This is a genomic window from Rhizobium sp. R693 (assembly GCF_002211315.1).
GTDB lineage: Bacteria > Pseudomonadota > Alphaproteobacteria > Rhizobiales > Rhizobiaceae > Rhizobium.
The window spans coordinates 132,257-144,497 of sequence record NZ_LOKY01000003.1 but is presented as its reverse complement, the minus strand read 5'-3'; the positions used below and the strand labels follow the sequence as shown (position 1 = coordinate 144,497).

Annotated in this window: 14 protein-coding genes; 4 read left to right on the top strand and 10 right to left on the bottom strand. The window is 58.8% G+C overall.

What is annotated here, in order from left to right; genetic code table 11:
- Positions 1–85: 85 nt before the first annotated feature.
- The 9 genes from rseP to ATY79_RS04800 all read right to left on the bottom strand — a co-directional run bounded on the left by rseP (position 86) and on the right by ATY79_RS04800 (position 8,138).
- Complete coding sequence (gene rseP / locus ATY79_RS04840) at positions 86–1,219, bottom strand: RIP metalloprotease RseP (RefSeq protein ID WP_088694899.1); 1,134 nt, start codon at positions 1,217–1,219, stop codon at positions 86–88.
- Between the two features lie 28 nt (positions 1,220–1,247).
- On the bottom strand, positions 1,248–2,081 hold the full coding sequence (locus ATY79_RS04835; protein ID WP_088694898.1) for a phosphatidate cytidylyltransferase: 834 nt from the start codon (positions 2,079–2,081) through the stop codon (positions 1,248–1,250).
- On the bottom strand, positions 2,081–2,827 hold the full coding sequence (locus ATY79_RS04830) for an isoprenyl transferase (RefSeq protein ID WP_088694897.1): 747 nt from the start codon (positions 2,825–2,827) through the stop codon (positions 2,081–2,083). The genes ATY79_RS04835 and ATY79_RS04830 overlap by 1 nt, the downstream gene beginning before the upstream one ends.
- Positions 2,828–2,870: 43 nt before the next feature.
- On the bottom strand, positions 2,871–3,431 hold the full coding sequence (gene frr / locus ATY79_RS04825) for a ribosome recycling factor (protein WP_007790369.1): 561 nt from the start codon (positions 3,429–3,431) through the stop codon (positions 2,871–2,873).
- A gap of 51 nt (positions 3,432–3,482) precedes the next feature.
- Positions 3,483–4,205, bottom strand: a complete 723-nt coding sequence (pyrH, locus tag ATY79_RS04820; protein ID WP_088694896.1) for a UMP kinase — start codon at positions 4,203–4,205, stop codon at positions 3,483–3,485.
- Between the two features lie 93 nt (positions 4,206–4,298).
- Complete coding sequence (tsf, locus tag ATY79_RS04815; RefSeq protein ID WP_088694895.1) at positions 4,299–5,225, bottom strand: translation elongation factor Ts; 927 nt, start codon at positions 5,223–5,225, stop codon at positions 4,299–4,301.
- Between the two features lie 244 nt (positions 5,226–5,469).
- Positions 5,470–6,237: a 30S ribosomal protein S2 gene (rpsB, locus tag ATY79_RS04810; protein WP_088694894.1), complete on the bottom strand. Its 768-nt coding sequence runs from the start codon at positions 6,235–6,237 to the stop codon at positions 5,470–5,472.
- 228 nt (positions 6,238–6,465) lie between these two features.
- A complete protein-coding gene (locus tag ATY79_RS04805) occupies positions 6,466–7,182 on the bottom strand; it encodes a pentapeptide repeat-containing protein (RefSeq protein ID WP_189637257.1) in 717 nt (238 codons plus the stop codon).
- A gap of 119 nt (positions 7,183–7,301) precedes the next feature.
- Positions 7,302–8,138 (bottom strand): cell envelope integrity EipB family protein, encoded by an 837-nt coding sequence (locus ATY79_RS04800; RefSeq protein WP_088694893.1) that lies wholly within the window; start codon positions 8,136–8,138, stop codon positions 7,302–7,304.
- Positions 8,139–8,275: 137 nt separating this feature from the next.
- Between ATY79_RS04800 and ATY79_RS04795 the strand changes: the two genes are divergently transcribed.
- The 4 genes from ATY79_RS04795 (at position 8,276) to ATY79_RS04780 (ending at position 11,204) form a co-directional block, all read left to right on the top strand.
- On the top strand, positions 8,276–8,737 hold the full coding sequence (locus tag ATY79_RS04795; protein WP_088694892.1) for a RidA family protein: 462 nt from the start codon (positions 8,276–8,278) through the stop codon (positions 8,735–8,737).
- Positions 8,737–9,456: a glycerophosphodiester phosphodiesterase gene (locus tag ATY79_RS04790; RefSeq protein WP_088694891.1), complete on the top strand. Its 720-nt coding sequence runs from the start codon at positions 8,737–8,739 to the stop codon at positions 9,454–9,456. Before ATY79_RS04795 ends, ATY79_RS04790 begins: the two co-directional genes overlap by 1 nt.
- A gap of 78 nt (positions 9,457–9,534) precedes the next feature.
- Positions 9,535–10,725 carry a GNAT family N-acetyltransferase gene (locus ATY79_RS04785; RefSeq protein ID WP_088694890.1) on the top strand — a complete coding sequence of 397 codons (1,191 nt, stop codon included), beginning with the start codon at positions 9,535–9,537 and terminating at the stop codon, positions 10,723–10,725.
- A gap of 53 nt (positions 10,726–10,778) precedes the next feature.
- Positions 10,779–11,204 (top strand): HIT family protein, encoded by a 426-nt coding sequence (locus ATY79_RS04780; protein WP_088694889.1) that lies wholly within the window; start codon positions 10,779–10,781, stop codon positions 11,202–11,204.
- Here ATY79_RS04780 and ATY79_RS04775 read toward each other — a convergent pair whose 3' ends face one another.
- The gene (locus tag ATY79_RS04775; RefSeq protein WP_088694888.1) at positions 11,205–12,149 is read right to left on the bottom strand and encodes a phosphatase PAP2 family protein; all 945 of its coding nucleotides are present in this window, start codon (positions 12,147–12,149) and stop codon (positions 11,205–11,207) included.
- Positions 12,150–12,241 lie beyond the last annotated feature (92 nt).

Genomic DNA, 12,241 nt, shown 5'->3' with positions numbered 1-12,241 from the left:
GTTTACTTCATTTCAAAGCGTGACGCATTCGCCACTACAGCTTTGAAACATCGTAAATAAACGGTAATTTTCCCTCGTCCGGCAATCAGCCAATTAAAGCACTTATATCGTTCCAGGTGGCAAAAACCATCAAGCTCAAAACCATCGCCAAGCCAATGCGGAACGCAATGTCCTGGGCAGAAGAACCCAACGGTTTTCCCCTAACCGCTTCAATCGCATAGAACATCAAATGACCGCCATCAAGTACCGGTACCGGCATCAAGTTCAGTAATCCGATAGAAACCGACAAGACAGCAGCAAGCTGCAGCAAAGCTGCAACGCCCAACGTCGCCATCTGGCCGGAAGCCTGTGCGACGCGGATCGGTCCGCCAAGCTGGTCGGGCTTCATGTAACCGGAGACCAGATTGCCGATATACTTGAAAGTCCCGGTTACGATGTGCCAGGTCTGGATCGCGCCTTCCTTGACCGCCTCCAGCGGCGAATAGGTCTGCACCCGGAAGTGCCCGACCTCCTGGTTCGTAACGATACCGATAAGACCGATTTCGATCTTGTTGCCGAACTGATCGGTCATGTCAGTCCGGGCCGGCACCATGGGCACATCCAGCTTCTCGCCGTTGCGCTCAATCGTCACAATGATCCGCTGCTCGGGCCGAATGCTGACGTAGCGCCGCACGTCATCGAAGGTCTCTACCTTCGTGCCATCAATGGCGATCAGCAGATCGCCCGGCGCGATGCCGGCCTCAGCCGCGACGCTGCCCGGCTTGACTTCCGCGACAACAGGATCGGCGATCGATCGGCCGTAGATCGAGAAAAGAACTGCAAAAATCGCAATCGCAAGGATGAAGTTCGCAATCGGGCCGGCAGCTACGGTTGCGGCGCGCTTCCACAGCTTCGCGCCAGCGAACGAACGCGCGCGGTCTTCTTCCGACATCGCGGCGATCTTGTCGTCATCGGGCTTGCTCGATACGTCCTCGTCGCCGAAAAAGCGGACGTAGCCGCCAAGCGGTATCAATGAAAGCTTCCAGCGGGTTCCCTGCTTGTCCGTGAAGCCGATGAGTTCCGGACCAAAGCCGATCGAGAACGCCAATATCCGGATGCCGCTCCAGCGCCCGACAAGATAGTGCCCCATCTCGTGCACGAAGACGAGCAACGACAAGACGAGGACGAAGGGCACGATATAGCCCGTCAGGAACGCCAATATACCGGTCAAGCCAAGCATCTGATCTTTCCGCCAGCCTTTGCAGACATTATACGCCGAACAGGGCTGCACCGAGCGACGTTATTTCGCCGCCCTTTATCAGCGAAAAAAGCACAGCTAGCAAGAACGCCGCAAAGCAGGCGAAAATGAGCCCGTCGACACGGTCCATGACGCCGCCGTGCCCGGGGATCAGATGGCTCGAATCCTTGACGCCGAAGCGGCGCTTGATGAAGGATTCGAAGAGATCGCCGCTCTGGCTACAGACTGACAGTATGAACGCGACCGGCGCCACCAGCACGACGCTTTCCGGAAAGGCAAAATAGGCAACCAGGCTGCCGGCGATCACCGCGGATACGGCGCCACCGATGGCGCCGGACCATGTCTTTCCGGGAGATATCTTCGGCGCCAGCTTCGGGCCGCCAATCGCGCGCCCGACAAAATAGGCAAGAATGTCGGTCGACCACACGACCGCGAATACGAAGAGCATCGCAACGAGCCCGACACTGTCGGCGCCGCGGATGGTCGATAGCGCTATTCCTGTAAGGCCGGCGTACACGGCCCCCGTGGGAAACCAGCGCGACACGCCCAACGTAAACACGAAGCCGACGGCAATCAGAAAGAAAAGCACGAGGAGAAGAAGAGAATAGCCCAAGGTACCAGCAACGACGGCCACTGCGATCGCCGCCTGCCCTATCCAACCAACGGCGTTGGCGACCGGCTGTTCCGTGGCGAGCTTCGTGATGGTCGACCACTCATAGTAGATCAACAGCCCGATCAATGCCGATAGCAGGCTGAAGGCCACTCCGCCGTACCAAGTGGCGAGCAGAACAATGGCGGCGAGAATTACGCCGGAGACAATGCGTAGCTTCAGCTCCTGCTGCATCAGGTGCCCACTGCCGCAGCCGTCTGTGCCACCAGTCCGCCAAAGCGACGGTCGCGCGACGCGAAAGTCTCCAGCGCCGAGTAGAAAATTTCCCGGCTGAAGTCGGGCCAATACTCGGGAACGAAAATGAACTCGGAGTAAGCCGCCTGCCAAAGCAGGAAGTTGGAGAGACGTTCTTCGCCACTCGTGCGGATGATCAGATCGGGATCCGGGATCCCAGCGGTATCCAACCGGGCGTTGATCAGCGAAGGAGAAATGTCCTGCGCCCTCAGCCGGCCTGCCTCGACGTCACGTGCAAGGCCTGCCACGGCACGAGCGATCTCGTCGCGCGAACCATAGTTGAAGGCGATAACGAGCGTCAGCGCGGTATTCGCCTTTGTGGTCTCTTCCGCGTCCACGAGAAGATTGAGGATGTCACTCTTGAGGCTGTGTCGGTCACCAATGACTTTCACGCGCACGTTCTGGCGATGGAGTTCCGCCAAGTCACGACGAATGAAAGCTTTCAGCAATCCAAGGAGATCAGAGACCTCCGTTTCCGGACGACGCCAGTTTTCCGACGAGAAAGCAAAAAGCGTGAGATATTTGATCCCCACGTCGCCGGCCACACGCACGGCTTCGCGCACGGCGTCGACTCCTTTGCGATGTCCCATCGTGCGCGGAAGTCCGCGCTGCTTCGCCCATCGGCCGTTGCCATCCATGATGATGGCAACGTGTTCTGGCACAGTCAAAAATGTTCGTTCCGACATTTCCCGTCCGGTTCTTGCAGGCAAGGCGCAGCCGCAGCGCGCCTTAAACCTGCATGATTTCCTTTTCCTTGTCGCCAAGCAAGCGGTCGACCTCAGAAATCGTCTCGTCGGTCATCTTCTGCACACGATCTGATTGCGCCCGGCTTTCGTCCTGCCCAATCACACCGTCCTTTTCGGCTTTCTTAAGGCCGTCCATGCCGTCGCGGCGCACATGGCGAATCGCAACCTTGCTTTTCTCGGCATAGTCGTGGGCAACCTTCACCAGCGACTTACGGCGCTCCTCGTTGAGCTCCGGCAGCGGAATGCGCAGGTTCTGGCCGTCGATGATCGGATTGAGGCCGAGGTTGGATTCGCGGATGGCGCGATCGGTCGCGTTGACCATCGACTTGTCCCAGACCGAAACCGACAGCATGCGCGGCTCCGGCACGGTGATGTTGGCAACCTGGTTCAGCGGCACGCGCGAACCGTAGGCCTCGACCATCACCGGATCGAGAATGTTGGCCGAGGCGCGGCCGGTGCGCAGCGATGCGATATCGTGCTTGAACGCGGAAATTGCGCCATCCATGCGGCGCTTGAGTTCCTTGATGTCGATGCCTTCACTCATTTCATTGCTCCCGTCTTGGTAGAAGCTGCGGCAAATCGGCCGCCCACTCAATCAGTTATCAGAGACGACGGTCTTGAGGCCACCGCCCTTGAGGATTTCAGCGAAACCACCCTTCTCGTGGATCGAGAAGACGATGATCGGAATGGAATTCTCCCGTGCCAGGGCCACTGCCGCAACGTCCATGACGGCCAAGCCCTTATCCAGGACTTCCTTGTGGGTCAGATGGTCAAAGCGGGTCGCTTCAGGGTCCTTTTTCGGATCAGCCGAATAAATACCATCGACCTGCGTTCCCTTAAAGATCGCCTCTGCTCCCATTTCGGCTGCGCGCAATGCGGCTGCCGAGTCGGTCGTGAAGAACGGGTTGCCGGTACCGCCTGCGAAGATCACGACACGGCCGAGCGACAGGTGGTAGAGCGTGGCGCGCTGCGAAAAGCTCTCGCAGATCTCCGGCATCGCAATGGCCGACAACACGACAGTATCGATGTTTAGCTTGCGAAGCGACGTTGCCAGCGCCAGCGCGTTGATGACAGTCGCGAGCATACCCATGTGGTCGCCCGTGACGCGATCGCCGCCCTTGGAGGCAACCGCGACGCCACGGAAGATGTTGCCACCGCCGACGACGACGCCGACTTCCACACCCATCTGCCGCGCTCCGGCTATGTCAGCCGCAATGCGGTCTGCGACCGCTACATCAATTCCAAATCCCTGGCTGCCCATGAGGGCTTCGCCGGAAGCTTTGAGTAGAACGCGTTTGTAGACAGGCTCTGACGACATCGTGGCTCCTCGTATATTACCGCTGTGTGCCGGATACACGAAGGGCACCGCGTTGTCACGCGATGCCCTTCTGTTTTCACATGTATAGGTCGATCAGCCCTTGGCGACAGCGGCAACTTCAGCAGCGAAGTCGCTTTCTTCCTTCTCGACGCCTTCACCGAGGAGGAGGCGTGCCATGCCGACGACTTCGATCTTCGCGCCAGCTTCCTTTTCAGCTTCCTTGACAGCAGCGCCGACCGTCAGGTCGGGGTTGATCACGAAAGCCTGCGAGAGAAGAGCAACTTCCTCGAAGAACTTGCGCATACGACCTTCGACCATCTTTTCGATGATGGCGTCCGGCTTGCCGGATTCGCGGGCCTGTTCGATGAAGACGTTCCGCTCACGCTCGGCAACGGCAGCGTCGACTTCCTCGGCGCGGATGGCCAGCGGGTTCGTCGCAGCGATGTGCATTGCAACCTGGCGGCCGATCGAGGTCAGGACGGCCTTGTCGCCTTCCGACTTCAGAGCGACGAGAACGCCGAGCTTGCCGATGCCGTCGCCGGCAGCGTTGTGGATGTAGGTTGCAACAACGCCGTGCTCGACTTCGAGCTTGGCAGCGCGACGGAGCGTCATGTTTTCGCCGATGGTTGCGATCGCGTCCTTGATGGTGTCGGCGACCGGCTTGCCGGATGCCGGGTAGGTTGCAGCAGCAATTGCTTCAACCGTGCCGTCGGTGGACAGGGCAACGTTGGCGATGCCGCGAACCAGATCCTGGAAGGCATCGTTTCGGGCAACGAAGTCGGTTTCCGAGTTCAGCTCGACGACAACAGCCTTGTGGCCGGCGCCGGCGATGGCGATCAGGCCTTCAGCGGCAGCACGACCAGCCTTCTTGTCGGCCTTCGAGATACCCTTGGCGCGGAGCCAGTCGATCGATGCTTCGATGTCGCCGTTGTTTTCGAGCAGCGCCTTCTTGCAGTCCATCATGCCTGCGCCGGACTTCTCGCGCAGTTCCTTCACCAGTGCAGCCGTAATCTCGGTCATAAGCTTCCTCTTGTCGGTTCAAACGGTGGCCCGCTAAAGGCGGTGCGGCACCGGATTGAGGCACGAAATGTACCTGTATGTATGACAGCGTGATGAAAGACGCGTCATAACGAAACTCAAATGGCGAGAGACTGAATTCCCTCGCCTGAAACGGTCAAGGCCGCCGAACTTTATAAAGTCGCGAGCGGCCTTTTCCCAATCTCTGGAAAGCATGGCGGACCGCTGGGTCCGCCTGCTTCTTTTATCAGGCTTCGGCTTCGCCTTCGAGCGCCGGCTCAGCCGGAGCTTCGATCGATGCACCGAGGTCACGACCCGACGAGCTCTGCTGACGGGCGATACCGTCGATGGCAGCGCGCGAGATCAGGTCGCAGTAAAGGGCGATTGCGCGCGAGGCGTCGTCGTTGCCGGGGATCGGATAGTCGATCAGGTCCGGGTCGCAGTTCGAGTCGATGATTGCGACAACCGGGATGCCGAGGCGCTTGGCTTCGTCGATCGCGATCTTTTCCTTGTTGGTGTCGATGATGAACATCAGGTCCGGCGTGCCGCCCATGTCCTTGATACCACCGAGAGCCTTGTCGAGCTTTTCGCGCTCGCGCTCGAGGTTCAGGCGCTCTTTCTTGTTGTAGCCGGACTGTTCCGAAGACAGGATCTCGTCGAGCTTGCGCAGGCGCTGGATCGAGTTGGAGATCGTCTTCCAGTTGGTCATCATGCCGCCGAGCCAACGCGAGTTGACGTAGTACTGAGCGGAACGCTTGGCCGAGTCAGCGATCAGCTCGGAAGCCTGACGCTTGGTGCCAACGAAGAGAACGCGGCCGCCACGAGCAACGGTGTCGGAGACAACCTGCAGGGCGCGCGACAGCATCGGAACCGTCTGTGCGAGGTCGATGATGTGGATGTTGTTGCGATCGCCGAAAATGTACGGCTTCATCTTCGGGTTCCAGCGGTGCGTCTGGTGGCCGAAGTGGACGCCTGCTTCGAGGAGCTGGCGCATAGAAAAATCGGGCAATGCCATGCCTTGTTATCCTTTTCCGGTTGAACCTCCGCAAGGCTAACAGCATCCTCTTCGAGGAATGCCACCGGGCGGAACCATCCGGATTTCTCCCGGACAATCCCATGCCTTACGTGTGGAATGCGGGTGCCCTTACCCCCCCTTCCGAGGAAAATCAAGGCTTCCCGCAAAAAAAGCGACAAAGAAAGTCGCGGGAGACCGGCCGTATCGGCGCGACGCTGCAACGCTCCGTCAATCGGAGGCACATGGCCAGCTTGCCGGCGCGGAAAGGCCTGTCGGCAATTTTGTCTTAGCGTCGCCACAGGCGAGATCGACCTGCTCTTGTTCAAGGCCGGTTGCGGCGGACAAATCAAGCCCTTCGATTCGCGTCAAAAACATGAAGGCACGATCCAGGGCGATCGGCCCGTCAAAGGTGGCGCCACTGAGGTCGGCACGCGAAAGATTGGCGAGGGAGAAGCTAGCGCCGGTCAGCACCGCCTTATTAAAACTTGCGCGACCGAGCTCGGCCTTCTCGAAATTCGCGCCGCTGAGCTTTGCGCCGTTGAAATTGGCGCGCTGCAGTTCAGCTCCGGCGAAGGATGCGCCCTCAGCGGAAACATTCTCGAATCCGGCCCGAAACGCCTCGATCTTCGAGAAATTCGCCTTGCCTGCCTGCGCCCCCGTGAACCAGGCGCGCACCAGCGTTGCCTTTTCCAGATTCGCGGAGGTCAGGTTCGTGCCGCTCAGATTGGTCAGGGTGAGATCGGCATCCGCCAGGTTCGCGCCCTGAAAATCGCTCCCCTGCAGCATGAGGTTCTTCTTGCTGCACTCACTCCAATCGATGCCTGCCACCGGCGTGCTGCTGCAATTCGACGCCAACGCAGGAGCGCTCGAGAACAACGTCAGCGCGACCAGTCCGGTTGAGATGCCGACGAGTCCACCACCCAATACACCATGCTGTATCGCCAAGTTCCTCACTCCAATCCGACTGTACTGTTACGCCCAAATCAGCGCCCTTCCGGATTCCTAACATAGAGAGGGTTTGCTTAGACATACCGACAATCGTCGCGGTGAGCGTGCCACGACGATTATTTGCAGGCCGCCGATTTGCTGTCGAGCAGTTCGAGCTTCGCAAGCCGGCCGCTTAGAACAAAGTCGCCATAGTCCATCGTCAAATCACGCGTAATGCCGTTTTCGTAGAGCTTGAACGACATGCGGTAGACAGGCAAAGCGTCCGTCTTTGTGTTCTCATTGAAATACGAGATCGTGACCGGCCAGAAGGCGGCCTTCGCGAAGGCTCCCGCATTACCCGCATCGGCCTCATCGGTCGCAGGCGCCACCTGTTTGCCGACGACGGTCGTCGTTACCAGCGCCTTGTCCCCATCATCCGAGCCGTCGAAGACGCGCGCCTCGAACAGCCGCTTGCCAGCCTTGGCATTCTCGATCACGTCCAGCATATGTTCGGTCGGGAACCGGCTCGCGGCGAGCTGCAGTTCCTTGCTGGTCGGCTGCGTCAGAGCAACCTTTACCCCTTCAGCCTGATCCTGCGCAGCACCGTTGACCTCTTTGTCGAGCTGGTCATCGGTAAAGGACTTGGTGTCGAAAGTGAATCGGCGATCCTTGAGGTTCTCGAAGGTCTTCGTCTGCTGGTCGCTGACGCGGACAGCATCGCCCGTATCGATCTGCGTCACGAAGCGGAAGTTGGTGGTAAAGCCGGTGCAGTAGTTACCCTCGAACTCGTAGACCATTCGGCCGGACATGCCGGAGATCCCGGAGCGCTCGGAGGCATCCTTCAATTCCAGATCGTAGACCGCCCGATGAGCGACGAGGCCAGTCGCAATCGCGGCGCTGGTCGCTGGCGCAGCCGCAAAGGCGGACGTCGAAACGCTCGCCAGAAGAACTGCGGCAAGACTCGATCGGAACATTGACAATCTCCTGTTGAACTCGCCTGCAATGTTATAAGAACGCTTTCGGCCAAATCGAGGCTCGAAAATGTCACAATCTAGATTCCAAGCCTTGATGCATAATTTTAGAACTATTGACAACAAAAGCGGAGAGGAAAATGTCCGATCAAATCGCTGCGCGCCTGAAAGAAATGGGGATATCCCTGCCTGAAGCTGCCGCACCGGCCGCAAACTACGTCCCCTATGTCATCAGTGGCAACCTTCTCTACATCTCCGGGCAGCTACCGCTCGAGAACGGCAAAATAATTACGGGTCATTTGGGCAAGGCTGTCGACGTCGCAACCGGCCAGCGTGCCGCAGAGCTCTGTGCCATCAATATTCTTGCCCAGGCAAAGTCTGCTCTCGGCGATCTCAGCCGCATCAAGCGCGTCATCAAACTCAATGGCTTCGTGGCCTCGACGCCCGATTTCGTTGAACAGCACCTCGTCATCAATGGCGCCTCCAACTTGATCGCAGGCGTCCTCGGTGAGGCCGGAAAGCATGCGCGCGCCGCCGTCGGCATGGCCGCGTTGCCGATGAACGCCGCTGTCGAAATCGACGCAATCGTGGAAATTGCCTGATGACCGCGGCTGCATGGCTCAAGGAACAGCCCGTCGCCCACCGCGGCTACCATGACCTCAACAAGGCGGTGTGGGAAAACACGCTCTCCGCCTTTTCCCGCGCGGTCGAAGCAGGCTTCGCGATCGAATGCGACCTGCATTATGCGTCCGATGGCGTACCTGTTGTCTTCCACGACGAGGATCTGGAACGCCTCTGCAATCTCAAGGGTGACGTGCGCGAGCGGACGTCACAAGAACTCGGCCTCATCTCCGTCGGCGGAACGGCCGACAAGATCCCCACGTTGCGGCAGCTGCTGGATCTGGTAAAAGGCCGGGTTCCGCTGGTTATCGAGCTGAAAGGCCGCGAGGCCGACGACGAGGGATTTGCGGAAGCAGTTCTCGAAGTGCTTGAAGGCTATGAAGGCAAGGTTGCCCTGATGAGCTTCGACCACTGGCTGCTTCGCGATCTGAAGGCGCTTAATGCCCCCTATCCGCTTGGGCTGACGGCGGGCGGCAACAAGCCGCAAGAGTTCGAAGTCCACGAAAAGGCCATGGAACTCGGCCTCGACTTCATCTCCTATTTCTTTGCCGATCTGCCTAACCCCTTCATCACAGCGCAGCGCGAAAAGGGTGTCGTCGTCATCACCTGGACCGTGCGCGATGAAAAGGCGCGAAAGCACACCTTCGAGAATGCCGACCAGATGACATTCGAGGGATTCGATCCGCGCGTTTCGGCTTGACGCTCGCTTTTTGGACAAGATCATGCGCAGACTGTCGGTGAGCCCTATTCTCCTCCCAAACGGTCTCGCATTCGCTCCATGACAGACGAACTTTCAATCCGCATCGAGCGGTCCTTTACCGCGATTTCCCCGGAGAGCTGGTCGCTGCTTTCCGGGACCTCCCCAAAAGGCGGCGCGCTCGCCTATAATCCGTTCGTGTCGCATGCTTTCCTGTCCTCGCTGGAAGAATCGGGATCGGCGACGGCGCAATCCGGCTGGATGGGCCACCATCTTCTGTTGGAAACGGACAAAGGCGAGCTCATCGGCGCCCTGCCCGGTTATCTCAAGAACCATAGCCAGGGCGAATATGTTTTCGACCACGGCTGGGCCGATGCCTTCGAGCGAGCCGGCGGACGCTACTATCCGAAGCTCCAATGCTCCATTCCCTTTACGCCCGCGACCGGCCCGCGTCTGCTTGTCGCCGAAGGTTTGCAGCGCCTCCCGATCCAGCACGCCATAGCCGAGAGTCTCAAGGAAGTCGTGCGCCGGCTTGGCGTCTCTTCCGCTCATATTACGTTCGTACCCGAGGACGAAATCGGCATCTTTGAAGGCGAGGACTACCTTCATAGGACGGATCAGCAGTTCCACTTCGTCAACGAAGGTTACGCCAATCACGAGGAATTTCTGGAAACGCTCGCGTCGCGCAAGCGCAAGGCGCTTCGCAAGGAACGCCGCACCGCCCTCGAACATGGCATCAGCGTCGATTGGCTGACCGGTCGCGATCTGACTGAACGGGTATGGGACCAGTTCTTCGAGTTCTACATGGACACGGGCGGCAGAAAATGGGGCCGACCCTACCTGACGCGCAAGTTCTACTCGCTGATCGGCGAGCGCATGCCCGACGACATCCTGCTCATCATGGCAAAGCGTGACGGGCGCTATATTGCCGGTGCGATCAACTTCATCGGTGGTGATGCGCTCTACGGCCGCCATTGGGGCTGCATCGAGGACCACCCATACCTGCATTTCGAAGTCTGCTACCATCAGGCGATCGACTTTGCCCTTGAAAGAGGCCTCAAGCGAGTGGAAGCCGGCGCGCAGGGTGAACACAAGCTGGCACGAGGTTACCTGCCGGTGACAACCCACTCAGCGCACTATGTTGCACATGCCGGTCTGCGCCGGGCGATTGCCGACTATCTCGAGCGGGAGCGCGACGACGTCGAGCACATGAACGAGATCTTGACGGAGCACAGCCCGTTTCGAAAGGGCGAGCGCCAGCAGGAGGATTGACGCTCTCGCCCCTGCCGCGCTACGCGGTCACAAGAGCAACGAGGAGATTTTGTATGACCAGCGCCGCCTACGACAACAACAACATTTTCGCCAAGATCCTGCGCGGCGAAATCCCCTCGCACCGCATTTACGAAGACAACGACACTGTCGCCTTCATGGACGTGATGCCTCAAGCACCTGGTCACGTGCTTGTTGTTCCCAAGGCGGCGTCGCGCAACCTACTCGATGCGGACCCGACAGCTCTCGCCAAGACGATTCCCGTCGTCCAGAAGATCGCCAAAGCGGTCAAGGAAGCCTTCGAGGCCGATGGCGTCTTCGTCTGCCAGTTCAACGAGCCTGCCGCTGGCCAGACCGTTTTTCACCTGCACTTCCATGTCATTCCGCGTTACGAAGGCATGGCGCTGCGCCCGCATTCGGGCCAGATGGAAAACAATGCAGTGCTTGCTGCGAACGCAGAGAAGATCAGAGCCGAGCTTTGATCAGGCGTTGCCAGCGGTCAACGTGCGATCGTCGGGCTGACGCTGTTGCACCTTTTCAAATTGGCGGAGTGCGGCATTGGCGAGCATGTACGCAAGGGCGAAGGCCAGCAAACCTCCGAACACGTCAATAAAATGGTGCCCACCCTGTATCAGGACGGCGGGCACCATTAGTGTATTCAAAACGAGGAACGGTGCGGCGAGCGCCCCGCGACGGATCATGAAGCATGCGGACATGGCTGCCATGACCGTGTGGAATGACGGAAATCCAATCAGACCGAGAACATTTCTGGGCGTCAAATAGGTCACGCCGTTGCGTCCCAGTTCGACAACCTTAGCATTATAGTCAGGCCCCACGGCAAGTGGAACGGCCTCGGTCACCTCGGGTGGCAACTGGTAGATCGCGGAGGCGCCAAACGACGGCAAGAAGGACCAGAAAATGATTGCCAACAGCGCTCCCACAACGCCAGTCATCAGAAAGTGATGAAGCAGCCTCATGTGCCCGCTAAAGCCCAGGATCAGCAGAATGGCAAGCAACTGCGGCAGTGACGATGCATAAACCACCCTCAGCAGCATTCCCGTGCGTGGATATTGGGAAGCCCACGTCACGAAGGCAGGCCAATGAAAACCCAGCGCTTCATCAAACCGGCCAAGAGCGGGATCGATAAACTGGAACCGCAGCGGCAGGAGCAGATAGTTGAATACCGAGCCGGCAATCGTGAACAGCACGAAGAGACCGGCGGCAGTGGCCGTCACGGCAATCCGTTCGTTGCGGCGGACCTGGCGATAGAATTGGCCAAGTGCAAGCAGGAACGCCCCGCAAGCGACGAGGCTCGCATATCCGGCAACGTCGATGCCAACGCCCTTCAATAACAACAGGCCGACATCAAGCAGCGCCAACGTCGCGATGATCAAAATGATGAAACGTTCAGCCGGCAGAAACGCCATCGTGAGGCTCCTTGCTGGAGCCGATATAAAGCCGGTTCATTTAAGAATTGTCTAAGCGATCTCCAGTGGGACAAAGAAAAAGGCGGCTGTCG